We start from the raw sequence: 24,570 nt of genomic DNA, 5'->3' as shown, positions 1-24,570 counted from the left end.
CCAACACTTAACCCAACTAATTAGAAGCAAGGAGAAACACCATGAAACCTCAAATGGCTCTGAAACCTCTGGTTTTCGCTCTCGCCGCACTCATGGCAGCAGCTGCTCAAGCGGGTGGCTGGCACCCAGCGCCTCAGCCAACGGGCGTAATTGCTGCTGTCGTCACGGATGTACAAAACAGCGCAGGCAATAAATTCAACGACACCAAAACCGAAAACAACGCGTCTGCCGATGACTCCGTCAATGGCAACAGCGGTAACGTCGGCGTCAACGTGCAGTCTGGCAGTGGCAACCAGGCCGACAACTCTGCCGCCATCTCCAGCGCCAAAGGCGATGCAGCGACCGTGTTCGGCGTGGTCGACGTGAATCAAAACAGCGGGCTGAACAGCTTCATCAACAAAGGCACGCAAAACAACTCCTCCCTGGATAATGCTGTTAACGGTAACTCCGGCAACGTCGGTTACAACGGCCAGTCCGGTCAAGGCAACCAAGGTAAAAACAACCTGGCTATCGTGACCGCTGACGGGAAAAATATCGCGGCGGCAGCCAATACCGAACAAAACTCGCTTGCCAACAACTTCCTCAGCACCGCCGCCAGCAGCCACGGCTATGGTGGCAAAGCTCAATACGTGTCGAACAATTCCAGCCTCGACAACTCGGTCAACCGCAACTCCGGCAACGTAGGCGTCAACCTGCAATCCGGTGCGGGCAACCAGGGCAGCAACAGCCTGTCGATCGGCCAGGGTTGCACTGTGTGCAGCAGCGGCGTGCGCTTCTGATCCAACGGGGCCTTGGCAACAAGGCCCTTTTTATTTCAGTGCCCAACAGGTCATTCGATCATGCGTATCGCGACCCTCACCCTCTTGATGTTGCTCACCGGCACAACCTGGGCAGGCACCATGGCGATTTCCGCCATGCCCGGCGGTGCGGTGATCTTCAAGAAGGTCGAGAGCATCCGTGAGCGCCGGTTCGCCAACCTGGTGGAACAGAAAACCGATTTCAGCTGCGGTGCCGCGGCACTCGCGACCATCCTGCGCCAGGCCTATTGGCTGGACGTCGACGAAGACCACATCATCAAAGGGATGCTGGTAACCGCCGACCAGGACCTGGTGCGCACCCAAGGCTTTTCCATGCTGGATATGAAGCGCTACCTCGAAAGCATCGGTATGCGTGCCCGCGGCTACAAGATCGCACCCGATACCCTGGTGACGGTGAAGATTCCCGTGGTGGTGCTGCTGGAGATCCGTGGCTACAAGCACTTCGTGGTGATGCAGCGGGCCGACAAGGACTGGGTGTATATCGGCGATCCCGTGCTGGGGCACAAGCGCTATTCCCGTGACGACTTCGTCAAAGGCTGGAATGGCATTGTGTTTGCCGTGCTGGGTGAAGGTTACGACAAGGCCAACGTCTTGCTTGACCCGCCCACTCCGCTGACGGCCAAGAACCAGTTGAACGAGTTCCGGCCCGTGGGCGATGCCGAGTTGATGGATTTCGGTTTTATCCAGAGCGACTTCTTCTAGAAGCGCAATAAGGGGCAGGACGCCCCAGGAGCAGCAGATGAACACTTTCCGTTGGCTGACGGTCTTGTGTCTGGCAGCCTCTATGCCCGCCTATGCTTCATCGGCTTTCAAACCGATCGAACTCAATGATGCGCAGATGGCCGACTTGCGTGGCCGTTACGTAATGCCGGGGCGCATCATCAGCTTCGGTATTGTCATGAGCAGCACCTGGACCAACGCCGTCGGTGACCGCATTACCGGCACGGCCAACATGCAGATCGACAAGACCACCGTTACTCCGCAATTCTATGTGCAAACCACCGGCTCCACGGGTAACGGCAGCCTGCCAAACACCGGCACCGGTAATGTGGTCGGTGGCGCCGGCCTCGGCAGCGGCCAGGGCGTAACCCAAAGCGTGCGCACCGCAGGCGATGGCAACACCGCCTACAACGATGTGGGCATCAGCATCGAGAATGGTGTCGCCCCCGCCAGTAACCTGCAAACGGGGCAAGTGCTGATGGCCGGCGGCACCGTGACCGGCGACAGCGCGGCGGGCCGCGTCAGCGTTTCGGCCAACAATGGCGGCGTGCAGATGGCGATCCAGGCCAACCACAACCAGGGCAACAGCCTGCAGCAGATCGGCGGCGGCAATGTGCTGCAGGGAACGGTGCTGACCGGCAACAGCAACCTTGTCAGAAACATCACCCAACTCAACGTCGTGATGAACAATAACGGCTTGAACAACGGCGCGTTGAACTGCAATTTGGATCAACTCAAAGGCCTACGCACGCTCGGTTATTGAACTACGCTGACCCTCGACACTTTCGCATTAGAACAGGACGGCTTATTTCATGCATCGATCGTTATCGCTACGCGCGGTGATTTGTTTAAGTACGCTCTTGCCCGCATCCTTGCTGTATGCCGCGCCAGACGCCGATATCGAAACCCTGAAAAAGGAACTGCTGGAACTCAAGCAACGCTATGACGTGCAGCAAAAAGCCTTGGCCGTGCTGGAGCAACGCGTGCGTCAGGTAGAGGATCAACCCGCAGCGCCCGCCCCCAAGCGCTTGGCCAAATCACCTGCCGACTTCAAGCAAGGCGCTAACGCTGTCGCCGCCACGGGTACCGGTGCAGCCGCAGCGTCAGGTGGTGCAGGCGGTGGCGGCAGCTCCTACGGCCAATCCCTCAAGGACGACTCGGCCCCTGCGCAAAGTGTGAGCAACCTGTACAACGAGGCCAGCGGCTTTTTCGGCAATGGCAAGTTCAGCGTGGAAACCGGCATCACCTATGCCCGTTACGACGCACGCCAATTGACCCTCAATGGCTTCCTGGCGCTGGACTCGATCTTTCTGGGCAATATCAACCTGGACCGGATCAAGTCCGACAGTTGGACCCTGGACCTTACCGGGCGCTACAACGTCGACAACCGCTGGCAGTTCGATCTGAACGTCCCCGTGGTGTACCGCGATTCGACCTACCAGTCCGGCGGCGCCGGCAACGATGCCACCGCTACCTCGGAAGCCTCGGTGACCCGCGACCCTACCATCGGTGACGTCAACTTTGGCGTGGCCTACAAGTTCCTCGACGAAACGCCGACCTTGCCGGATGCGGTAGTGTCTGTGCGCGTCAAGGCGCCCACGGGTAAAGAGCCGTTCGGCATCAAGCTGGTCAGGCAACCCAATAACGACAACCTCTACTTGCCGGAAAGCCTGCCTACGGGCAACGGGGTCTGGTCGGTTACACCGGGCATTTCCCTGGTCAAGACCTTCGACCCGGCGGTGCTGTTCGGTTCGCTGTCGTATACCCACAACTTCGAAGACTCGTTCGATGACATCAGCAGTGAAGTCAACCAGAAGGTGGGGGGCAAAGTACGCCTGGGCGACAGCTTCCAGTTCGGTGTCGGTGTGGCGTTCGCCTTGAACGAGAAGATGAGCATGTCGTTCTCGGTTTCCGATCTGGTGCAGCGCAAGAGCAAGCTCAAGCCGGACGGCGGCGACTGGCAATCGGTGGTGTCCAGCGATGCCAACGCGGGTTATTTCAACGTAGGCATGACGATTGCCGCCTCGGATAACCTGACCATTGTGCCGAACCTGGCGATCGGGATGACCGATGATGCGCCGGACTTTACGTTCAGCCTGAAATTCCCGTACTACTTCTGACCGCGAAAAAGTGGGAGGGGCAAGCCCGCGAAGACGTCGGCCCAGCAAACATTGATGTTGGTTGATCCACCGCTATCGGGGCATAGGTATCTACACAACTTTGCAGTCGCCAATGGCAACCACGATGCGAAGCGAGCCGTTCTTGATCTTGATCTGCTTTTGATCTTAGGCGCCCCGTCAAACCACGCTGGCCGGAATTCGACAGGGATTTGGGGGGTAAACCGGCAGGGATGCCGGTTTAGCCGCCCCGCGCCATGGATGGCGCGTGGCGGCGGCCCCCCAAATCCCTGGCGGATTACGGGCACACCGAGCCCAGGCGAGGTGCCGAGTGGTGGGGCAAGAGCCTTTTGGTTACTTTTGGGCTCTTCTTTTCAAAAGTGACCCGCTGTAAGAGCGGAACCAGTAGCAGCCGTTACCCAAATAACGGATATGTACTCGGTCTAATCCAACATCCCGGCCGGTCCTGAGGCCGCCATCGGGAGCAAGCCCCCTCCCACAGGGGATCTGCGCTTAACTGACCGGCATTACCCTCCACAACCCGCCTTAGCGGATCTGGTGCTTGTGCAGCAGCCGGTAGAACGTCGGCCGGGAAATCCCCAGCACACGGGCTGCAACACTGAAATTATCGCTGTGCCGATTGAGCACATCGCACAACGCCTGGCGTTCGGCGCGGTGCTTGTAGTCTTCCAGTGTCGCCATCGGCGGCGAAAGTACCTGCTGGCCTTGCAGCCCCAGGTCCACGGCTTCGATCTGGCGCCCTTCGGCCAGCACCAGACCGCGGCGCACACGGTTGGCCAACTCACGCACATTGCCCGGCCACGGGTGTTGCCCCATCGCCACCAGTGCCTCTTCGCTGAAGCTGCGCGGGCGTCGGCCGGTTTCCTGGCTGTAGAAACGCGAAAAATGATTGGCCAGCATCGCCACGTCACCATGGCGCTCGCGCAATGGGGCCGTGACTACTTGCAAGACATTGAGGCGGTAATACAGGTCTTCGCGAAAGGCGCCCTTCTCCACCGCGGCTTCAAGATCCACATGGGTGGCTGCCAGCACCCGCACATCCACCGAAATGGGTTGGCTGCCGCCGACGCGCTCGATATGTTTTTCCTGAAGAAAGCGCAACAGGTTGGCTTGCAGCTCCATCGGCAAATCGCCGATTTCATCCAGAAACAACGTGCCACCGTGGGCCGCCTCAATCCGTCCGACCTTGCGCTGATGTGCGCCGGTAAAGGCGCCCTTTTCATGGCCGAACAGTTCCGACTGGATCAGATGTTCAGGGATCGCCCCACAGTTAATCGCCACAAACGGCTTGGCGTGGCGCTGGGATTGCCGATGAAGGGTCTTGGCGACCAGCTCTTTGCCGGTGCCGCTGTCGCCACGAATCAGTACCGGCGATTCGGTGGGCGCCAACTTCGACAACAATTTGCGCAGTTCACGAATCGGGCGGCTGTCGCCTAACAACTCGTGGGGTTCATCTACCGGCACGACACCTTTGCCCCGCAATCGCGCCATGCCAAACGCACGCCCAATGGTCACCTGGACCCGAGCCACATCGAACGGCAAGGTATGAAAATCGAAGAACCATTCGCAGACAAAATCTGCGACATTCTGCAAACGCAGGACTTCAGGACTGAGCACGGCGATCCACTCGGTACCGCTGCGGCCAATCAACTCCTTGACCGCCTCGGGGCGTTCCAGATGGCAGGACTGCAAGCGGAGCAGGCCCACATCGCAAGAACGATCCCCCACCGCCTGCAATGCACAGCTGTCAACTTCCCAGCCGGCAGTGCGCAAGCCGGGTAGTAGCCTGTGACAGTCATCACAGGGCTCGACTACCAGCAAGCGGCGTTGAACAGGTGTCACAATCATGACGATTCCTTGGCGCCAAGATTATTAAAGTTATTTAGAAACAAGGATTTGGGGCGCCTGGCGCTAACCCTAGCAAGATCTTGACGCTCACCTTGTACTATTTCGCTATAAGTGCGGGCAAAAAGCCATGTGTGTTTAATCGGGGGCAAAAAGTTTGCTGCTGCCGAAACTTTCAATCAGCTTTCAAAACAGCCGCTTACATGACGTTAGTCAGGGAAAGTTAAAATTTCTTGCTCTAGCATGTGACCCGCACCCCACCATCGTGCATCAGTACAAGTAACCCACCGCACGGTCAGCCCAACCGCCGGTACTCACTTGAATGGGCATACAGAGAGAAGACCCAAATGAACGCTCCGCTGCGCATCAACGAAGCTCTTTTGATTGCAGACCGTGCCTTCCAACCCTTTCAGTGCGTGGCCTGGCACGATGGCAATGGCGCCCTCAGCCTGAGCGTCATCGACCGTACCAACACCCGTATCGGCAGAAAACAGCTGTCGTCGACTGCCTATACCGACCCGGCTCAACTTGAAGACCTATTGTTGCAGGCTCGCGCCGAGCTCGACAAAGATGGCTACCAGTTACAGTCCTGGGCAATGCCGAAGTAATTCAATGCGACAACTTCCAGCCAACGTCAAACATCGGCTGGAAGTTGTGCAATAACACTTCAAGTACTTAGCGTGCCGCGAGAATAAACCGCTCGAATGCCTCGGCAGCCCCGTCCTCGACGTTGCTGCCGGTCACCACATTGGCCTGACGCTTGACGGTTTCTTCGGCCTGGCCCATGGCAATCGACAACCCAGCCACGTGAAACATCGCCGGATCGTTGCCGCCGTCGCCGATGGCGGCGGTCCGGTTCAGCGGCACGCCAAGGTGCTCAGCCAGGGTTTTCAAGGCTTCGCCTTTGTTAGCCAGCATTGCGGTCACGTCCAGATACACCGGCTGCGAACGCGATACCTGAGCCAAACCTTGTACCTTGGGCTGCAACTGCGCTTCCAACTCCACCAGCAACTGCGTGTTGTTACTGGCCGCGACAATCTTGTCGACCCGGTCCAGGTAGGGCTCGAAACTCTCCACGACCACCGGGCCATAGCCCAGGCCATCAGCTTCGCGCTGCATCATTGGCCCTGGCGGGTCGCGGCGCAGCCAATCGCCGTCGGCAAACACCCACACTTCTACATCCGGCTCGGCAGAAAACAGCGCCAGCGTGACCAGTGCCGCTTCTGCCGGCAAATGGTGAGCCACCAGGATGCTGCCATCCGGGTTGACCAGCGTGCCGCCGTTGAAACCGGCCACCGGCACATCGATGCCAAACGTCTCGATCAAATGCAGCATGGCCTTGGGCGGACGCCCGCTGGCGAGGCTGAACAGCACCCCGGCTTCACGCATCGCACCAATTGCATCGGCGGTACGCTGGCTGAGGCTGTGGTCGGGGTGCAACAGCGTCCCGTCTACATCACTGAGGACAAAGCGGATGGGATGAATCGTTACGTCACTCATCCGAGGCTGTGCCAGGTGCGGCCGTCACGAGCGAGTAACGCACCCGCTGCCACCGGGCCATCTTCGCCAGCCTTGTAGGCCTGGATACCGTCGTCTTCCTTCCATGCATCCAGGAACGGCTGCACGGCGCGCCAACCGTTCTCGATGTTGTCGGCACGCTGGAACAACGTCTGATCGCCGGTCAAACAGTCGTAGATCAGGGTTTCGTAACCTGTCGAGGGCTGCATCTCGAAGAAGTCCTTGTAGTCAAAACCCAACTCGATATTGGCCATCTCCAGAGTCGGCCCAGGCTTCTTGGCCAGCAGGTCGAACCACATGCCTTCGTTCGGCTGGATCTGGATTTTCAAGTAAGTGGGCTTGAGCTCATCGACTTCGGTATCGCGAAATTGCGCATAAGGCGCCTGCTTGAAGCAGATCACGATCTCGGTGTCGCGGATGCTCATGCGCTTGCCGGTTCGCAAGTAAAACGGCACACCGACCCAACGCCAGTTATCAATCATCACTTTGAGCGCAACGAAGGTCTCGGTGCTGCTGTCGGGTGCGACGTTGGCTTCTTCGCGATAACCGGGCAATGGCTTGCCAGCGATTTCGCCAGCGGTGTACTGACCACGCACGGAGTTGGCCCGCGCATCTTCCAGCGACCAGGGACGGATCGCACCCACCACCTTGGCTTTCTCACCGCGCACCGCATCGGCACCAAAGGCTGCCGGCGGTTCCATGGCGACCATCGCCAGTAGCTGGAACAGATGGTTGGGCACCATGTCGCGCAGTGTGCCGGTTTTTTCGAAAAAGTTACCTCGGGTTTCAACGCCGACGGTTTCAGCCGCGGTGATTTGCACGTGATCGATGTAATGGTTGTTCCAGAACGCTTCGAACAGCACGTTGGAGAAGCGGCTGACCAGAATATTCTGCACCGTCTCCTTGCCCAGGTAATGGTCGATGCGGTAGATCTGCTTCTCGCTCATCACCTTGAGCAGGCACGCGTTCAGCGCCTCGGCGGTGGCCAGGTCGGAGCCGAACGGCTTCTCGATAACCACACGCCGAAAGCCATCGTCCGTTTCATTCAACAAACCGGCACTGCCCAGGCGCTGCACCACTTCACTGAAGAAGCGCGGCGCAGTGGCGAGGTAGAACACGGCGTTGCCGGTGCCGCTGTCGGCGATCTTCTGCGCAATATCCGCGTAGGTGCCGTCGTCTAGGAAGTCGCCCTCGACATAGCTGATGCCCTTGGCCAGTTGCGCCCACAGCGCAGGGTCCAGGGCATGTTCAGCATTGCCCCTGACCTTGCTGGCGGCTTCGGTGCGAATGAAATCCTCAAGCTTCTTGGCGAAGTCTGCGTCGCTGATGGCGTTGTGATCAACGCCGACAATACGCAGGCCATCGCCCAGCAACCCGTCGCGGCTCAGGTTGTACAGCGCCGGCATGAGCAGGCGCTTGACCAGGTCGCCATGGGCGCCAAACAGAAACAACGTGGTAGGTGGAGCAGGTTCGGCCTTGGGTTTCTTGCCGTTGGCGGTCATTTTTTGGAGGTCTCCACATGGCCGCCAAAGCCGAAGCGCATGGCAGACAGCATTTTGTCGCCGTAGGTGCTCTGCTGGCGGGAGCGGAAACGCGCAAACAGCGACGTCGACAGCACCGGTACCGGCACCGCTTGTTCCATGGCCGCTTCGATGGTCCAACGGCCTTCGCCGCTGTCCGCTACGGAACCGGAGTAACCATCGAGTTTCGGGTCGGTGGCCAGGGCGTCGGCGGTCAAGTCCAGCAGCCACGACGACACCACGCTGCCACGGCGCCAGACTTCGGCGATATCGGCAACGTTGAGGTCAAAGCGCTGATCCTCCGGCAGGTTTTCCGAGTTCTTGGTCTTGAGGATGTCAAAACCTTCGGCGAACGCCTGCATCATTCCGTATTCAATGCCGTTGTGGATCATCTTGACGAAGTGACCGGAACCCGCCGGGCCTGCATGGATATAACCGTGCTCGGCGCGTGGGTCGGCTGCGGCCGAACGGTCCTTGGTGCGCGGGATATTGCCAAGGCCAGGGGCCAGGCTCTTGAAGATCGGGTCCAGGCGCTGCACGGTCTCGACGTCGCCGCCGATCATCATGCAATAGCCACGCTCCAGGCCCCAGACGCCGCCGGAAGTGCCGACGTCAACGTAGTGCAGGCCCTTTTCAGCCAGGGCCTTGCCGCGACGTACATCATCCTTGTAGTTGGTATTGCCGCCGTCGATGATCACATCGCCGTCTTCGAGCAGCTCGCTCAAGGCATTGATGGTGTCTTCGGTGGGCGCGCCCGCCGGCAACATTACCCAGACCGCACGGGGCTTTTGCAGGCCAGCCACCAGGGCATTCAAGTCGGCGACGCCAGTGGCGCCCTCCTCGCTCAAGGCTTTGACGAAGGCTTCGTTACGGTCGTATACAACGGTGGTATGCCCATTGAGCATCAGGCGCCGCGCAATGTTACCGCCCATGCGGCCTAGTCCGATAATCCCCAGTTGCATGTGCTGATGCTCCTAACTTCTAAAAAATGTGTGACATAGTTTATAGCGCAATGAGGCTAATGAGGGTTAGTCCAGAGCAGATCCGTGTAGTTTCATGACAAAAAAGTTGCCATCGTTTCACCATCACCGCCTGAAAAGTCACACGACCGCCAAAAATAAAAAAGTTCCCTTGCTGCAAAAAAGAATTCAAACTTGCTTCCGACTGTTGCCCAAACCCTGTTTGAGCAGCGCGATCTACCGGCTATTTGCGAGGTAAGCAATGAGCACAGCACAGATGACCCGCCCGCCACAGACCCTCTACGTCAGCATCCGTCGCGATGAATTGCGCCAGTTGAAGGACGAGCGCGATCAGTTGCAACAGGAAGTCCTGCGTCTGCGTTCACACCTTCAAGCCCAGCTCGAACTGCAATCCCAGGCCAAGCCGGCGCTCTGCTGAACGCACCTGGTCAGTTTGTAAGGCAATACCTACGGAAAACTCACAAAGTTTTCACACACTTATCCTGATACTCCCGCCCGCGATGCCGCTCACGTTCTGAGCGGCCCGATGTCGCGCGACTCTGCGCGACGATCATTGACTGATGGGGCGCTGGATGGCGATGTTCAAACGCAGCACGACGACTGCGAAAGGCTTTGATTGGGCCGGCCTTGGTTGGCTATTCCTGTTTTTCTGGTATTTCTCGGGTATTACCCAGCTTCTTATCCAACTGACCGGCACGTCCGGCTTCAGTGGTTTCCGCCAGGCATTCTTCATGAGTGCACTATGGCTGGCGCCGATGTTGCTGTTCCCGCGCAAGACACGCCTGCTTGCCGCCTTGATCGGTGTGGTGTTGTGGGCCTGCTCCATGGCCAGCCTGGGTTACTTCTTCATTTACCAGCAGGAGTTCTCCCAGAGCGTCATCTTCATCATGTTCGAGTCGAACATCTCCGAAGCGGGCGAATACGCGACCCAATATTTTGCCTGGTGGATTGTGTTGGCGTTCATAGCCCACACCGCCTTCGCTATCTTCCTCTGGACGCGCCTGCGCCCGGTGTACCTGCCTCGCGGCCAGTCGATCGTGGCGGCCATCGCCATTGTCCTGGCGGTTGTGGGCTACCCGCTGGTCAAGCAAATCGCCACCAGCGAAACCATGGAATTGGCCATTGATCGTTTCGAAACCCGTATCGAGCCTGCCGTGCCTTGGCAGATGATCGTCGCCTACCGTCGCTACACCGAACAGCTGGACAATATGCAGGGCATGCTCAACAGCGCCAGCCAGATCCCGCCATTGAAGAACCTCAAGGACAGCATGGCCGGCCAGCCGTCCACGCTGGTACTGGTAATCGGCGAGTCCACCAACCGCCAGCGCATGAGCCTGTACGGTTATCCGCGCAACACCACGCCGGAACTGGACAAGCTGCGCGACCAACTGGCCGTGTTCGATAACGTCATCACCCCTCGCCCCTATACCATTGAAGCGCTGCAACAGGTGCTGACCTTTGCCGATGAAGAAAACCCGGACCTGTACCTCAAGACGCCGTCGATTGTCAGCGTGATGAAACAGGCCGGCTACAAGACCTTCTGGATCACCAACCAGCAGACCATGACCAAGCGCAACACCATGCTCACGACCTTTTCCGAACAGGCCGACGAGCAGGTGTACCTGAACAACAACCGCAACCAGAACGCCCGCCAGTACGACGGCGATGTGCTGGCGCCTTTTTCCAAGGCCCTGGCCGATACCGCCGAGCGCAAGTTCATCGTGGTGCACCTGCTGGGTACTCACATGAGCTACCAGTACCGTTACCCGCCGACGTTCGACAAGTTCACCGACCGCCAGGGCGTGCCGGCCGGTGTCAGCGACGCGCAGTTGCCGACTTACAACAGCTATGACAACGCAGTGCTGTACAACGACTTCGTGGTCTCCAGCCTGATCAAGGACTACGCCAAGACCGACCCCAACGGCTTTTTGCTGTACCTCTCGGACCACGGCGAAGACGTGTTCGACTCCGCCGGCCACGACACCCTGGGCCGCAACGAAGGCAAGCCGACTGCACCGATGTACACTATCCCGTTCATGGCCTACGCCTCACCGAAGTGGCGCGAAAGCCACGACTGGAGTTTCGCCGGCGACCTGCAACGGCCTTACAGCAGTTCGCAGTTGATCCATACCTGGGCCGACATGGCAGGCTTGAGTTTTGACGAACTGGACCACAGCAAGAGCCTGGTCAGCGACAGCTTCAAGCCTCGGCCCTTGTTGATCGGCAACCCTTACGAAACCAAGCAGAAGGCCCTGATCGACTTCAGCCTGATCAAGCCGAAGAAGGCCAATGGCGCCGAAGTGGTGGCGAAGTAATCAGGGGCGCTGCAACACAAAGATAACAATCGTTCTCGTTTAAGCCTAAAGTTCCACACCTCCTTTCGTCTTTGAACCATGCCCTCCCACCCAGGGAGGGTTAAAAGACGACAAGGAGTCTGCCGCAATGTTCGCGCCTTTTACCCGTTCCATGACCATTACCTTCGGTCTGTTCAGTCTTGCGCTGAGCCCGGATCTGCTGGCTGAAATCGACCCCGGACAAGCCTCCAGCAAAGCCCTGGAGCTGGACGCGACCACTATCAGCGCCGACGGCCTTGGGTCCACCACCGAGCACACCGGTGCCTACACCACCGGTTCGATGAATACCGCCACCCGCCTGAACCTTTCCATCAAGGAAACCCCGCAATCGATCTCGGTGATCACACGCCAGCAGATGGATGACTTCAACCTCAACACCTTGACCGAAGTGCTGCGCCAGACCACCGGCATCAACGTTCAACATAACGATTCGGACCGTGTCTACTACTCCTCCCGCGGTTACGGCATCAACAACTTCCAGGTTGATGGGATGCTCAACACATTCGGCTACATGAAGTCCGACGCCGACACCATCATCTACGACCGTATCGAAGTGGTACGCGGCGCCACGGGCCTGACCACAGGCGCGGGCGACCCATCGGCCACCGTCAACATGGTGCGCAAGCGCCCTACTGCCCAATGGCAGGCACAGACCGGTGTGAGTGGCGCCAGCCATGACAACTACTACAGCTACATCGACGTAGGTGGGCCTTTGGCGTTCGACGGTAAGCTGCGCGGGCGTAGCGTCCTGGCCTACCGTGACAGCAAATCCTTTCGCGATAACTATGGGCTGCAGCGCGCAGTTGGCTACGGCATTCTCGAAGGTGACCTTTCAGACGATACGGTGCTGGCTGTAGGTTTTGATTACCAGGACAAACAGGTACAAGGCACCTCCTGGGGCACTGTGCCCTACTGGAACAGCCAGGGCGGCAAGGCAAGGTTGCCTCGCTCCACCAATATGGCGGCGCACTGGAGCTCCTGGCCGCTGACTGACAAGACCACCTTCGCCACCCTCGACCATCGGCTCGGCGGCGACTGGCATTTGAAGGCTGCCTATACCCATCGCCAAAGTGACACCGACGGCAAGGTCTACTACGGCGGCACCGGTTTTCCCAATGCGGACCGCAGCGGCATGACGGCCTGGGCCAGTCATATGCGCGGTACGTCGCGGATGGAAGCCATCGACTTCAACCTGGCCGGCAGCTACACCCTGCTGGGCCGCGAACACGGGTTGATGATGGGCTATGGCGAGGCCGCCCAACGGGACGTCTCGCCCTTTATGCGTAACGACCTGCCTGCCAGCTACTACCCCATCGAGGATTGGAAGCACATGGGCGATATCGGCAAGTTCGCCGACACGGTCACCGACCTCAAGGGCGAACACAGCAAAAAACAGCAGAAAGCCGGCTACCTCGCCACTCGACTGAGCCTTACAGACCGCTTGCACGCCGTGCTGGGTAGCCGCTACGGCAGCTGGGAGCTGGAAAGCGCCACGCCTGAATACAACGACAATGATCAACTGACGGCTGCCGGCAAAACACGCCAGACCCACAACGACATGTGGACGCCCTACGCCGGGCTGCTCTATGACATCACCCCGCAGTACACCGTTTACGCAAGCTACACCGATATCTTCAAGCCGCAAGACAGGCGTGACGTCAACAAGAAGTACCTGGAACCGGTGGTGGGCAGCAATTATGAGGTGGGGCTCAAGGGCAGCCTGCTCAATGAACGTCTGAACCTGGCGGCCGCCTATTTCTGGAGCACCCAGGACAACGTTGCAGAGCGCGATGACTCGGTCCCTCCCAACCCCGTCACTGGCGAGGAGTACTACAAGTCTGGCGGCAAGGGTAACAAGGTCAACGGCTTCGAATTGGAAGCCGCAGGCGAAATCCGGCCGGACTGGAACCTGACCGCCGGCTACACCTACACCCACTCGCTTAATGGCTCAGACAAACGTACCAATACGGGCCAGCCCTTGAACCTGTTGAAGGTTTCCAGCGCCTATCGCCTGCCGGGCGCATGGCGCAACCTCACCGTCGGTGGCGCGGTGAACTGGCAAAGCGAAATCTACGATTTCGGTAACCGGCCCACAGGGGCACGCAATAGCGAAGGTCGGCCGATAACCACGCGGGCGAAGATCACGCAACAGGGTTACACCGTGGTCAACCTGATGTCACGCTACCAGTTCGACGAACAGGTTTCCGCCTCGGTTAACGTTAACAATCTATTTGATAAAAAATATTACGAACGTGTCGGCTTTTATAATGGTGTGTATTGGGGTGACCCGCGATCTATCACGCTTGCATTGGACTGGAAGCTGTAGTCGCTCCCTGCGAAGTTAACAAAATCGTTAACTTCGCAGTGTCTGTCAGTTAATTCCCACTTAATAAGATAGCGCCATAGTCGCTCCATGATTCTGATCAAGGAACGGCCAGACACCTATCACTCTTAATGGGAATACCGCGATGAAAATCTCGACGTTGATGCTTGCCAGCCTGATGACCCTGACCTCCGCCGCTGCCTTCGCAGAGGGCGGTTCAGAGCGTTCGAAGGAGTTCTACGACAACTTCAGCTTCATTCAACAGCAAACTCACGGCACAGCAGAGCAACGAATGGCCTCTGCCGACGGGAAGACGTTGAAAGTCGATACCGTCAGCCAGGAACAACCGAACAGTTGATTTAATGCTTAGTTAATCCGTAATACCCTGCGCCATCCCGCTCCGTTGGCAAAGGTTTATTGGGCGCCATCTAATGGCGCCTTTTTTTCGCCAGTCATTTATGACAGCGACTTGCTCCAAAACAACATATGGCCATACTTCGGATCAAATACTGAATCATCGAACCCGAACTTGCGATACGCCGATTGCGCCAGTTCATTGCCCTCAAGCACTTCCAGAGTAATCTTGCAGCAGCCCCTCTGGCGGGCGATTTCTTCGACCTTCTGCAGCATTTTCTGGCTCAAGCCCAAGCCACGAAACTGTTCCCTCACCATCACATCGTGAACGTTGACCAGCGGGCGGCAAGCAAACGTCGAGAAGCCCTCAAAACAATTGACCAACCCTGCCGGTTCGCCACCGACAAATGCCAGCACGCTGAACGCATGAGGACGCTTGGCCAGTTCAGCCGGCAGTTGCTGCAACAGATCGGCTGACAAGGCGTGGCCGCCGCCCATCGGGTCTTGCGCATAGTGGTTGAGCAGCAAGCCGATGGCGTTGGCGTGCACCTCGTTGGTATAGCTGGCTTGCAGCACCAGGATGTCTGGGGTGTCCATTTCCTTCCTCGATAACGACAACCAGGGATTCGTTCCCCTTTGAGAGCCTCGATTGTAAGCGTGGAGTCGGCAGTAGATGAAGGAGATTAACTACAAATATCTGACGGAAATTGCGAAGGTTGCTCGCATCAAATCGCGCAAAAGCCCCTGGAGTGGGGATTTTTCCTAGACAGCAAAGCGCTGCAGTTGCATCTCTTGCAAGCGGCTCAGGGTGCGACGAAATGGAAACTCCAGGTAGCCTTCGGTGTACAGGCACTCCAAGGGCACCCGGGCCTCGATAAAGAGTGGCACCTTGCGGTCGTAGCATTCGTCCACCAAGGCGATAAAGCGCCGCACGCTGTCATCATGAACCGACAGTTGCGGCAATTGGCGGTCCCCGGCCATCACACGCTCGGCGCCGTCCTCGGTGCCACGGGCAATCCGCCCCGGGCGCTGTTGGGCGCTGAGGTTCGGGACCTCACCCAGGAGGATGGCCTCGAAGCGATCGCACAGCAGCATGAAGTCCATCGCGGCCAGGGGTTGCTCGCACAGTTCGGCGTAACGACACCAGAGCACTGTATCACTGGCCTGCACCGCCACAATGGAGCGGTACCCCACGCTCACCGCCCCGCTGCTTACGGCCTGGCCTTGGCTCAATTGCTTGAACACCGCAGCCAGTGCATTCGGTTGATTCACCCAATAGCGTTGCTGCCCCACCCCCGGATGCAGGCGATGATCTTCGCCACCGTCCACCGCCACCACTTGCATATGCTGCTGGAGCGCGTCGATGCCCGGCAGAAAACGCTCGCGATTGAAGCCATCGGCATACAACTGATCAGGCGGCTGGTTGGAGGTGCACACCATTACCACGCCTTGCTCGAACATCACCTGGAACAGCCGCCCGAGGATGATCGCGTCGCCGATATCATTGACAAACAGTTCATCGAAGCACAGCACGCGCACTTCCTGGCTCAGCTCCTGAGCCAGCGCCCGCAAAGGATCCTGGGTTCCGGTGAGCTGGAACAAGCGCTGATGCACCCACCCCATGAAGTGATGAAAATGCTGACGCCGCGCGGGCACACGCAGGCTTTGGTGGAACTGGTCCATCAGCCAGGTCTTGCCACGCCCCACCGGCCCCCACAGATAGACCCCGGCAACTGGCGAATGGCCTTGATGCAACCCCTCGTGACAGGTTTGCAAAGCCTGCACCGCCCGACGCTGGGCGTCGTCGGAGACGAAGCCTTGCTGGGCGATAGCGTGCTGGTAGGCAATGAGGGGCGAGTCGAACGTCATGTCAGATGCTGCTCTGCGGACTAAATATGAGAGGGGGCACGCCCCGTTGAGCCTGGTTTGTAGTCACCAACCGTAACCACGATGCGAAGCGAGCCGCTCTTGATCTTGATCTGCTTTTGATCTCAGGCGCCCCGTTAAACCACGCTGGCCGAAATTCGACAGGGATTTGGGGGGTAAACCGGCAGGGATGCCGGTTTAGCCGCCCCGCGCCATGGATGGCGCGTGGCGGCGGCCCCCCAAATCACTGGCGGATTACGGGCACACCGAGCCTAAGCGAGGTGCCGAGTGGTGGGGCAAGAGCCCTTTTGGTTACTTTTGGCTGGGCCGGCATTCCGGGCTCTTTTCCAAAAGTGACCCGCTGTAAAAGCGGAACCAATATCAGCCGTTACCGCAGCAATGGATATGTACTCGGTATAACTGTGTCGGCTGCCTGGCCGCCTTCGCGAGCAAGCCCGCTCCCACATTTTGCCCCCGGAACATCAGGCAGAAAACGTTACGCCAGGCTCTTGCTGACCACCTCATACACATCGCTGGACAGCTCGCCACACGCGAGAATGCGCTCCAGCTGCGCCTTCATCAGCGCCTGGCGTGCGCTGTCATACTTGCGCCAGCGCGTCAGCGGCGCCAGTTGGCGCGAGGCGATCTGCGGGTTCAAGGTGTTGAGCTCGATCACCAGATCCGCCAGGAAGCGATAACCCGAGCCATCCGCCGCATGGAAGTTGACCAGATTCTGGCCGGCGAATGCGCCGATCAAGGCGCGCACCTTGTTCGGGTTCTTGATGGTGAACGCCGGGTGTTCCATCAACGCCTTGACCCGCGCCAGCCCGCCCGGCAACGTGCTGCCGGCCTGAACACTGAACCACTGGTCCATGACCAACGGGTTGTCCTTGAAGTTCTCGGCAAACACCGCCAGCGCCTGGGCCTTTTCCGCTTCGAACGGCGAGTTCACCAGCACCGCAAGGGCCGTCAGGCGTTCGGTCATGTTATCGCTGGTGTCGAACTGATCCAGGGTGGCCGCCAATACTTCTGGCTTGCCGCTGAGCATCAGGTACGACAACGCGATGTTCTGCAAGGCACGGCGGGCAAAGTGCTCGGCCTCTGCCACGTACGGCGTTTGCTTGGACAGCTCACGATTGGCCTGGTAGCGCAGCCACAAGCCTTCGAACAGGTTCTCGGCCAGTTGCTTGCGGGCATATTCACGGGCCGCGTGGATCGCATCCACATCCGCCACTTCGCTGATTTCCGTCAGGTAGGCTTCACTTGGCAGCGAGAGCATTTCCGCGACCATGGCCTGGTCGAGACTTTCGTCGCTCAATACCGTGCGCAGCGCATCGATCAGGCGCTGGTCCAGCTTCAGCGGCTGGCCTGCCTGATGCTGGGCGATCAGTTCCTGCAACACCTGCACCGACAGCTGCTGGCCGGCATCCCAGCGGTTGAAGCCGTCGCTGTCGTGCTGCATCAGGAACATCAACTGATCGCGGTTATACGGGAAGCTCAATTTCACCGGCGCCGAAAACCCACGCAACAGCGAAGGCAACGGCTTTTCAGCGACATCGACGAAGGTGAACGTCTGCTCGGCTTCAGTCACCGAGATCACTCGTGAGGTGCCTGCAGCTGTAGCCTCACCGGCCAGGCGCAAGTTGATTGCGGCGCCCTGCCCGTCCAGCAGGCCCAATTCCACCGGGATCACGAACGGCAGTTTTTCGACCTTGTCCGGCGTTGGCGGGCAGCTCTGGCGGAAGGTCAGGCTGTAGGTCCTGGCCGCCGCGTCGTAGGACTCGCTCACCGCCAAGCGTGGCGTACCCGCCTGGCTGTACCAGCGTTTGAACTGGCTGAGGTCGGCGCCATTGGCGTCTTCCATGGCCTTGATAAAGTCGTCGCAGGTCACGGCCTGACCGTCATGGCGTTCGAAGTACAGGTCACTGCCTTTGCGGAAGCCTTCGGCGCCGAGCAAGGTGTGGATCATGCCGACTACTTCCGAGCCCTTTTCGTAAACGGTCAGGGTGTAGAAGTTGGAGATCTCGATAAAGCTGTCCGGGCGCACCGCGTGGGCCATAGGGCCAGCGTCTTCGGCGAACTGGTGCGTACGCAGATAGGCCACATCCTGAATGCGCTTGACCGTGGCCGAGTTCATGTCGGCGGAGAAGCCCGAATCACGGAACACGGTGAAGCCTTCCTTGAGCGACAACTGGAACCAGTCGCGGCAGGTCACGCGGTTGCCCGACCAGTTGTGGAAGTATTCGTGGGCGACGATGGCTTCGACGCGCTGGTGGGCGGCGTCGGTAGCGGTTTCGGCGCGGGCCAGCACGGCGCTGGAGTTGAAGATATTGAGGCCCTTGTTCTCCATGGCGCCCATGTTGAAATCGTTGACCGCCACGATCATGAAGATATCCAGGTCGTACTCGCGGCCGTAGGTTTCTTCGTCCCAGCGCATGGATTTCTTCAGGCTGGTCATGGCGTGCTGGCACTTGTCGATGTTTTCCGGCTCGACGTAGATGCGCAACGCGACTTCGCGATTGGTCATGGTGGTGAAGCTGTCTTCGACGCACCACAGGTCACCGGCCACCAGCGCAAACAGGTACGCCGGCTTCTTGAACGGATCTTCCCAGGTCGCCCAGTGCCGGCCGTCTTCGCCAGGGCCACTGGCAATCGGATTGCCGTTGGACAACAGCACCGGGTAGCTATGCTGCTCGGCGATCACCGTGGTGGTGAACACGCTCATTACGTCCGGGCGGTCGAGGTAGTAAGTGATCTTGCGAAAGCCCTCGGCCTCGCACTGGGTGCAGAACATACCGCTGGATTTGTACAAACCTTCCAGGGCAGTGTTGGTTTCCGGATGGATCTTGACGGTGGTGTCGAGGGTGAAGGTCTCACTCTTTGGCTGCACGGTCAGGTGGCTGTCGGTCAACTGGTAGTCAGCGTCCGTCAGCGGCCGGTCGGCCAGGTTGACGCTCAACAGTTCAAGTTGCTGGCCGTCGAGTACCAAGGGCGGCAAACCGGCGCCGCGCTCGGGGTTGCGGCGCATCACCAGCTGCGCGTGGACCAGGCTGTGGTCCTCGAACAACTCGAAGGTCAGGTGCGTCTCGTCGATCAGGTAGTCCGGCGCCTGATAGTCCTTAAGGTAAATCATCTTCGGTTGTTCGGTGCGCATGCTCGGGATCCTTCTACTGATGCACGGCGAGCTGGTAGGCCGTGTATTTACGAATATTGATGACGCCGGTATCGAAGATCAGGTATTGGCCCTTGATCCCCAGCAGCGTGCCTTCGGCAATCGGGTTCTTGTCCAGGTTGAAGCTGACGATCTTGGTCGGATACTGCTCGACCGGGTAGCGGATTTCAATCGGCTCGATGTCGGCAATGGTTTGGATGGCTTGCAGGCCAAAGCGTTCCTGCAAACCCAGCAAGCCTTCGGCGCAGGAGGCGAACAGCTCATCGCGCACCTGCTTGAGGTCCACCGATTGCGCGTCGCCCTTGAGCAAGGCGCGCCAGTTGGTCTTGTCGGCCACCTGGCTGCGGAACAGGTCTTCGACGAAGCCGGACTGCTGGCGAGTCGACACGCGCATGATCGGCAATGCCTGGCTGGCACCCTGGTCCAGCCAGCGGGTGGGCAGCTGGGTGGCACGCGTGATGCCGACCTTGACCCCCGACGAATTGGCCAGGTACACCACATGGTCGGTCATGCAGAATTTTTCGCCCCAGCCTGGATCACGGCAGGTGCCGGCGTCGTAATGGCAACGCTCGGGGCTCATGATGCACAGGTCACACTGGGCCAGCTTGGTCATGCACGGGTAGCAATACCCTTGACTGAAGCTGGTCTTGGTCTTGCGCCCGCAATGGCTGCAATGAATGGCACCCAGGTACTCCAGGCGCACATGGGTGCCGATCATCGGATTGACCGGCACCTCGACATCGCCCAGGCGAAACGCATATTGAACGGTCGGTTCACCAAGTTGCGCCGACATTTTGCTGACTGCACCGCGACCAATTTCAATCAATGGATCGCATCCGACTTGAACAGGATGTTCGCCACCGGCTCCGACTTGGACGCGCATTCCTGCGGGCCCATATAGCCGGTACGCTGCTCTTCGGGCAGGTTCTGGATCTCCCAGGCGATCATCGCTTGCAGGGACAATTCGCGCTGTTCGGCGGTGAGCTTGCGGCCATCGGACCATTTGCCGATTTCCACGGCCAGCTTGAGGCTTTCGTAGATATCGGGGGTGATGTTTTCGATCATTTCAGCAAAAGAGGACATTCGGCTCTTCCTTATCAAATAGACGATTTGCGACGGTTGTACAGCCCGCCGAGCAAACCGGTGAGGCAACCGATAACCAGGCCGCCGACATGGGCCGCGTTGGCGATTTGGCCGAAGCCGATCATCGAGACCAGCCCCGACAGGCAGAGCAGCAGCCACACCAGCATCATCACCAGCACCCCACGGGGCAGGCGATAGGCTGGGTTGGGTGACAATAGTTGAAAGATCCAGCAATGCCCGAGCAGGCCATACAACACACCGGACAAGCCACCGAACAGGCCAGGGCCGCCATAAGCGTATTGCGCGTAGTTGGAGACCAGGCTGAACAACAGGGTCAGCCCCAGCAAGTTGATACTGCCCTGGCGCGCTTCGATGCGCCGGCCCAACTCCCAGTACCACATGCCGTTCATGGCCAGGTGCAGGATGCCGAAGTGGATCAGCATCGGCGTGACCAATCGCCACCACTGCCCTGAAGCGAGCGTGTCGGCCAGCGGTGTGAACTGGATGTACTCGCCCAGCACCCGGAAAGGCAGGAACGTCAGCCAGGCCATGGCTTGCAGGTTTTCGCCGAGCAACGTCACGGCACCGACGATGAGGCTGGCCAGCAACACCAGCGCGGTGACCGGGCTATGGCGTACTTGCTGGACAAAGCCTGGCCGAGCAACCGGTGCCTGTTCGGGAATATCCAACTGCTGGTCCGGGTCGCCGGCAGGAAAGCGTTGATACAACACGCGCACGTCATCGCTGATGGTTTCAGGCACCCACAACACTTGCTCACCCGCCTCTTCACTGACGCGATGGGGCACTTGCATGCGTTGCAGCAACTTGACGAAACCACCCAGGTCGACACTCAGGGGCAAGCGCAATACGGCTACGGTACTCATGGAATGGCCTCGGGTCGCTCAACGTCGACCCATACAAATTTACGCGGATCCAGTTGGGTTTCCTGGTCGAGTCGATACGCCACCAGCTTGCCGTACAGCACCGCGCTGTAGTCCAGGCAAGCCAGGTTCGGGCGGATCGGCGCCGGTTTGCCACTGCGCCAGTAATGGCCGACGAACAACAACGGCTCGTCGACGCCGTAGCGCAGCAGGGAATTCTTTTCGGTGGACGACAACGGCGTGCGCGCCACCGGCTCTGGCAAAGCGTCGGGCTGGAACACGATGTCACCGTAGGTCTTGGGGTCATCTTCCCAGAACTTGGTGCGGAAGAACGACCGCGTCAAGCCATCGCCGCCGGTCAGGGTCAGGCCGTCGGGCAGGCGCATATCGGTGCCGCGCAACAGCCGATCGAAGGCGTTGCAGGCGAAGCTGCCCGGTACGGCGGCGGCTTGCAGGAAGTGCTGGTCGATGCAGCCATCCGGGAAGGTGGCGCGCAATGGCTGGATGAAGCCTTCATCCCAGCACGCGTGCACCACGCGAAAACGCCCGGCATCGACAAACAGCGGCATGTCGTAGAACCAGCCGAGGAAGTCGTGCCAGTCGGCCGGGTGGTGCTCGAACTGGGTCAGGGTCTCTTGGATCAACCGCGCATGACGTGGGTTGTGCTCGCGCACGAACTGCCTGCCGCTGCCGGGTGGTGCCGGGGTGGTCCAGCCCAGCGCATTGAACTCATGGTTGCCCATGATGCACAGCGCCTGCCCGGCCACGGTCATATCGTGGACGATATGCAGCGCCTCGCGGATACGTGGGCCACGGTCGATGATATCGCCCAGGAACACCGCCATGCGCGACGGATGGCGCCAGGTGCCGCCCTGCTTGTGGTAACCCAATTGGTCGAGCAAGTGCTCAAGGGTATGAGCGCAACCGTGCACGTCACCAATCAGGTCGTAGCTACGCGCGGGATCGAGCATCAGTCGCCCCCACCCCCCAAGCGGCTGCCCCAGCCCAACTTGGTACGGCACACTTCGTAGTAGTTGTGATCCAGCGGGTGGATCAAGCGCAACTTCTGTGCCTTCTTGCTCACGGTGATGGTGTCACCGGGGGCGCAGGTGAAATGGTTCTGCCCGTCGCAGGAGACTTGCGGGTAGATCTGCATGTCTTTGGACACCACGATTTTCAGCTCGCTGTTGCCATCGACCACAATCGGTCTGCTGGACAACATATGGGGGTACATCGGCACGATCACAATGGCATCGAGCTTGGGATGCATGATCGGGCCACCGGCCGATAGTGCATACGCGGTGGAGCCAGTAGGCGTGGCGACAATCAGGCCGTCGGCCTTCTGGCTGCACACGAACTGGCCGTCGATATACAGCTCGAACTCGATCATCCGCGTGGATTTGCCCGGGTGCAGCACCACATCGTTGAGGGCATCGCCCTGGCCGATCGCCTCGCCATGGCGGCGCACTTCGGCTTGCAGCAGGAAGCGGTTTTCCACCAGGTAATGGCCGTCGAGCACCTTGGCCACTTCGACTTCCAGCTCATCGGGGCGGATGTCGGTCAGAAACCCCAGGCTGCCGCGGTTGATCCCCAGCACCGGCACGTTATGCCGCGCCAGCGCCCGGGCGGCGCCGAGCAGGCTGCCATCGCCGCCGACCACGATGACCATGTCGCAGACCTCGCCGAGCATCTTGCGCGACGAGGTCTGCAGGCCGTGGCCCGGGAGGATTTCGGCGATGGTGTCTTCGAGGATCACATGCAGGTGGCGCTCGAGCAGAAACTTCTTCAGCCGGCGGACGGTGTCCAACACCTGGGTACTGCCCAGGCGACCGATAATGCCGATATTGCGAAATTGCTCCATGGGGCTCCTGCGGGATTTGGGGTGCGGCAAAAAAGAACGATTATGGGCGAAAGGCCGCCTCAGGCAAAATCCTTTGTCGCCGCCACGCCTTGATGACAATGGTTCTCAGACACCTTCACCCGGCTGAAAAGGCTATGCTCGGACCATGACCGTGTTCCCTGACTTGCACAACTTGCCCCGCCAATTGCGCCACCCCGAGGTGCGCGACCTGGCGTGGGTGATCCTCGCCCCGCCCATGCTGGCGCAAACGCCGTGGCCGCAGCGCCACCCGCTGGCCGGCAGTGACTGGGTGCAGGCGCCACACCGGCTTGAGCATTGGCTGCGTGCGCTTGATCAGGACAGCAGCGCCCTGCAGCAGTGGCTCAGCCTGTCGCGCACACGGCGCCTGGGCCTCTATTACGAGCGCCTGTGGCAGTTTGCCGTGCAGCACGCGCCGGGTGTGGAATTGCTGGCCGCCAACCTGCCGATCCGCCGCGCCGGGCATACCCTGGGCGAACTGGACATGCTGTTGCGCGACCGCGATGGCGTGCACCATCTGGAACTGGCGATCAAACTCTATCTTGGCCCACAGGACGGCAATGGCCAGGACACCGCGCTATGGCTCGGGCCGGGCTGCCATGACCGGCTGGACCGCAAGCTGGCGCACCTGGCCGAACATCAACTGCCGATTTCTGCGCGGGCCGAGAGCCGCGACGTCTTGGCGGCGCTGGATATCCAGGTGTTCAATGCGCATTTGTGGCTGGGCGGTTATCTGCTCTATCCCTGGCCTGGCACGGCGCAACCCCCAATCGGCGCCCACCCGCAGCATCTGCGTGGTTGCTGGTTGCATCAGCGTGACTGGTCGGATTTTGTCAGCACCCGCCCACCCGGCCACTGGCAACCCCTGCCCCGCCACGCCTGGTTGGCACCTGCGCATTACACGGCGGATCAAGTGTGGAATGAAGCGCAGATGCAAAGCTGGCTGAAGGACCTGGATCCGATGGCACCGGCGCAGTTACTGGTTCGGATGGTGCAGAACGGTGAGGACTGGGAGGAAGCGGAGCGGTTGTTTCTGGTGGCGGATCTTTGGCCGAATGTGCCGGGGGCAGGCTGATAAATCCTCGGTGTATTCAAGGCAGCCATCGGGGGCAAGCCCCC

General features: G+C 59.5%; 22 protein-coding genes. 10 read left to right on the top strand and 12 right to left on the bottom strand.

The window, feature by feature from the left end:
- The first annotated feature begins 41 nt into the window (after positions 1-41).
- The 4 genes from J1G33_RS20185 to J1G33_RS20170 are packed head-to-tail and all read left to right on the top strand — an operon-like array spanning position 42 to position 3,658.
- A complete protein-coding gene (locus J1G33_RS20185) occupies positions 42-779 on the top strand; it encodes a hypothetical protein (protein ID WP_032875880.1) in 738 nt (245 codons plus the stop codon).
- 60 nt (positions 780-839) lie between these two features.
- Positions 840-1,520, top strand: coding sequence for a C39 family peptidase (locus tag J1G33_RS20180; protein WP_032875883.1), 681 nt, complete (start codon positions 840-842; stop codon positions 1,518-1,520).
- A 37-nt stretch (positions 1,521-1,557) separates the two neighbouring features.
- The gene (locus tag J1G33_RS20175) at positions 1,558-2,301 is read left to right on the top strand and encodes a hypothetical protein (protein WP_032875886.1); all 744 of its coding nucleotides are present in this window, start codon (positions 1,558-1,560) and stop codon (positions 2,299-2,301) included.
- A gap of 49 nt (positions 2,302-2,350) precedes the next feature.
- Positions 2,351-3,658 carry an autotransporter outer membrane beta-barrel domain-containing protein gene (locus J1G33_RS20170; protein ID WP_032875889.1) on the top strand — a complete coding sequence of 436 codons (1,308 nt, stop codon included), beginning with the start codon at positions 2,351-2,353 and terminating at the stop codon, positions 3,656-3,658.
- Between the two features lie 543 nt (positions 3,659-4,201).
- On the opposite strand, the gene J1G33_RS20165 is transcribed toward J1G33_RS20170, so the two are convergent.
- On the bottom strand, positions 4,202-5,524 hold the full coding sequence (locus J1G33_RS20165; protein WP_223018602.1) for a sigma-54 dependent transcriptional regulator: 1,323 nt from the start codon (positions 5,522-5,524) through the stop codon (positions 4,202-4,204).
- Between the two features lie 344 nt (positions 5,525-5,868).
- Here J1G33_RS20165 and J1G33_RS20160 point away from each other — a divergent pair, with 344 nt between their 5' ends.
- Positions 5,869-6,129 carry a hypothetical protein gene (locus J1G33_RS20160; protein ID WP_032875895.1) on the top strand — a complete coding sequence of 87 codons (261 nt, stop codon included), beginning with the start codon at positions 5,869-5,871 and terminating at the stop codon, positions 6,127-6,129.
- Positions 6,130-6,196: 67 nt separating this feature from the next.
- Here J1G33_RS20160 and J1G33_RS20155 read toward each other — a convergent pair whose 3' ends face one another.
- Genes J1G33_RS20155 through gnd form a run of 3 tightly spaced genes read right to left on the bottom strand, consistent with a single transcriptional unit; the run spans position 6,197 to position 9,521 of the window.
- Positions 6,197-7,021 (bottom strand): HAD family hydrolase, encoded by an 825-nt coding sequence (locus tag J1G33_RS20155; protein ID WP_148853719.1) that lies wholly within the window; start codon positions 7,019-7,021, stop codon positions 6,197-6,199.
- A complete protein-coding gene (gene zwf, locus J1G33_RS20150; protein ID WP_223018601.1) occupies positions 7,018-8,541 on the bottom strand; it encodes a glucose-6-phosphate dehydrogenase in 1,524 nt (507 codons plus the stop codon). Before zwf ends, J1G33_RS20155 begins: the two co-directional genes overlap by 4 nt.
- Positions 8,538-9,521, bottom strand: coding sequence for a phosphogluconate dehydrogenase (NAD(+)-dependent, decarboxylating) (gene gnd / locus J1G33_RS20145; protein WP_032875901.1), 984 nt, complete (start codon positions 9,519-9,521; stop codon positions 8,538-8,540). The genes zwf and gnd overlap by 4 nt, the downstream gene beginning before the upstream one ends.
- 259 nt (positions 9,522-9,780) lie before the next feature.
- Between gnd and J1G33_RS20140 the strand changes: the two genes are divergently transcribed.
- The 4 genes from J1G33_RS20140 to J1G33_RS20125 all read left to right on the top strand — a co-directional run bounded on the left by J1G33_RS20140 (position 9,781) and on the right by J1G33_RS20125 (position 14,574).
- Positions 9,781-9,957, top strand: a complete 177-nt coding sequence (locus tag J1G33_RS20140) for a DUF6026 family protein (protein ID WP_179119831.1) — start codon at positions 9,781-9,783, stop codon at positions 9,955-9,957.
- 154 nt (positions 9,958-10,111) lie between these two features.
- A complete protein-coding gene (locus J1G33_RS20135) occupies positions 10,112-11,854 on the top strand; it encodes a phosphoethanolamine transferase CptA (RefSeq protein ID WP_103734322.1) in 1,743 nt (580 codons plus the stop codon).
- Positions 11,855-11,981: 127 nt separating this feature from the next.
- Positions 11,982-14,219: a TonB-dependent siderophore receptor gene (locus tag J1G33_RS20130; protein WP_223018600.1), complete on the top strand. Its 2,238-nt coding sequence runs from the start codon at positions 11,982-11,984 to the stop codon at positions 14,217-14,219.
- A gap of 142 nt (positions 14,220-14,361) precedes the next feature.
- Entirely contained in the window at positions 14,362-14,574 is a 213-nt protein-coding gene (locus J1G33_RS20125; protein WP_032875909.1) for a hypothetical protein, read from the top strand.
- Between the two features lie 98 nt (positions 14,575-14,672).
- Here the strand turns inward: J1G33_RS20125 and J1G33_RS20120 are convergent, their stop codons facing one another.
- The 8 genes from J1G33_RS20120 to J1G33_RS20085 all read right to left on the bottom strand — a co-directional run bounded on the left by J1G33_RS20120 (position 14,673) and on the right by J1G33_RS20085 (position 23,433).
- Positions 14,673-15,167 (bottom strand): GNAT family N-acetyltransferase, encoded by a 495-nt coding sequence (locus J1G33_RS20120; protein ID WP_032875912.1) that lies wholly within the window; start codon positions 15,165-15,167, stop codon positions 14,673-14,675.
- Positions 15,168-15,332: 165 nt separating this feature from the next.
- A complete protein-coding gene (gene zapE / locus J1G33_RS20115; RefSeq protein WP_148853717.1) occupies positions 15,333-16,439 on the bottom strand; it encodes a cell division protein ZapE in 1,107 nt (368 codons plus the stop codon).
- 493 nt (positions 16,440-16,932) lie between these two features.
- Positions 16,933-19,590, bottom strand: coding sequence for an aminopeptidase N (gene pepN / locus J1G33_RS20110; protein WP_223018599.1), 2,658 nt, complete (start codon positions 19,588-19,590; stop codon positions 16,933-16,935).
- A gap of 13 nt (positions 19,591-19,603) precedes the next feature.
- Positions 19,604-20,434 (bottom strand): DUF2797 domain-containing protein, encoded by an 831-nt coding sequence (locus J1G33_RS20105; protein ID WP_005788687.1) that lies wholly within the window; start codon positions 20,432-20,434, stop codon positions 19,604-19,606.
- Entirely contained in the window at positions 20,431-20,691 is a 261-nt protein-coding gene (locus J1G33_RS20100; RefSeq protein ID WP_005788688.1) for a DUF1315 family protein, read from the bottom strand. The genes J1G33_RS20105 and J1G33_RS20100 overlap by 4 nt, the downstream gene beginning before the upstream one ends.
- Before the next feature lie 14 nt (positions 20,692-20,705).
- On the bottom strand, positions 20,706-21,575 hold the full coding sequence (locus tag J1G33_RS20095; protein WP_122734680.1) for a rhomboid family intramembrane serine protease: 870 nt from the start codon (positions 21,573-21,575) through the stop codon (positions 20,706-20,708).
- Complete coding sequence (locus J1G33_RS20090) at positions 21,572-22,546, bottom strand: metallophosphoesterase (RefSeq protein WP_164365996.1); 975 nt, start codon at positions 22,544-22,546, stop codon at positions 21,572-21,574. The genes J1G33_RS20095 and J1G33_RS20090 overlap by 4 nt, the downstream gene beginning before the upstream one ends.
- Positions 22,543-23,433, bottom strand: coding sequence for an NAD(+) kinase (locus J1G33_RS20085; protein ID WP_003217892.1), 891 nt, complete (start codon positions 23,431-23,433; stop codon positions 22,543-22,545). The genes J1G33_RS20090 and J1G33_RS20085 overlap by 4 nt, the downstream gene beginning before the upstream one ends.
- A gap of 145 nt (positions 23,434-23,578) precedes the next feature.
- Here J1G33_RS20085 and J1G33_RS20080 point away from each other — a divergent pair, with 145 nt between their 5' ends.
- Positions 23,579-24,526: a DUF1853 family protein gene (locus tag J1G33_RS20080; protein ID WP_223018598.1), complete on the top strand. Its 948-nt coding sequence runs from the start codon at positions 23,579-23,581 to the stop codon at positions 24,524-24,526.
- Positions 24,527-24,570 lie beyond the last annotated feature (44 nt).

This window comes from Pseudomonas sp. P867 (genome assembly GCF_019891455.1).
GTDB lineage: Bacteria > Pseudomonadota > Gammaproteobacteria > Pseudomonadales > Pseudomonadaceae > Aquipseudomonas > Aquipseudomonas synxantha_A.
The sequence above is the reverse complement of the archived record's forward strand: the minus strand, read 5'-3'. Positions and strand labels throughout refer to the sequence as shown.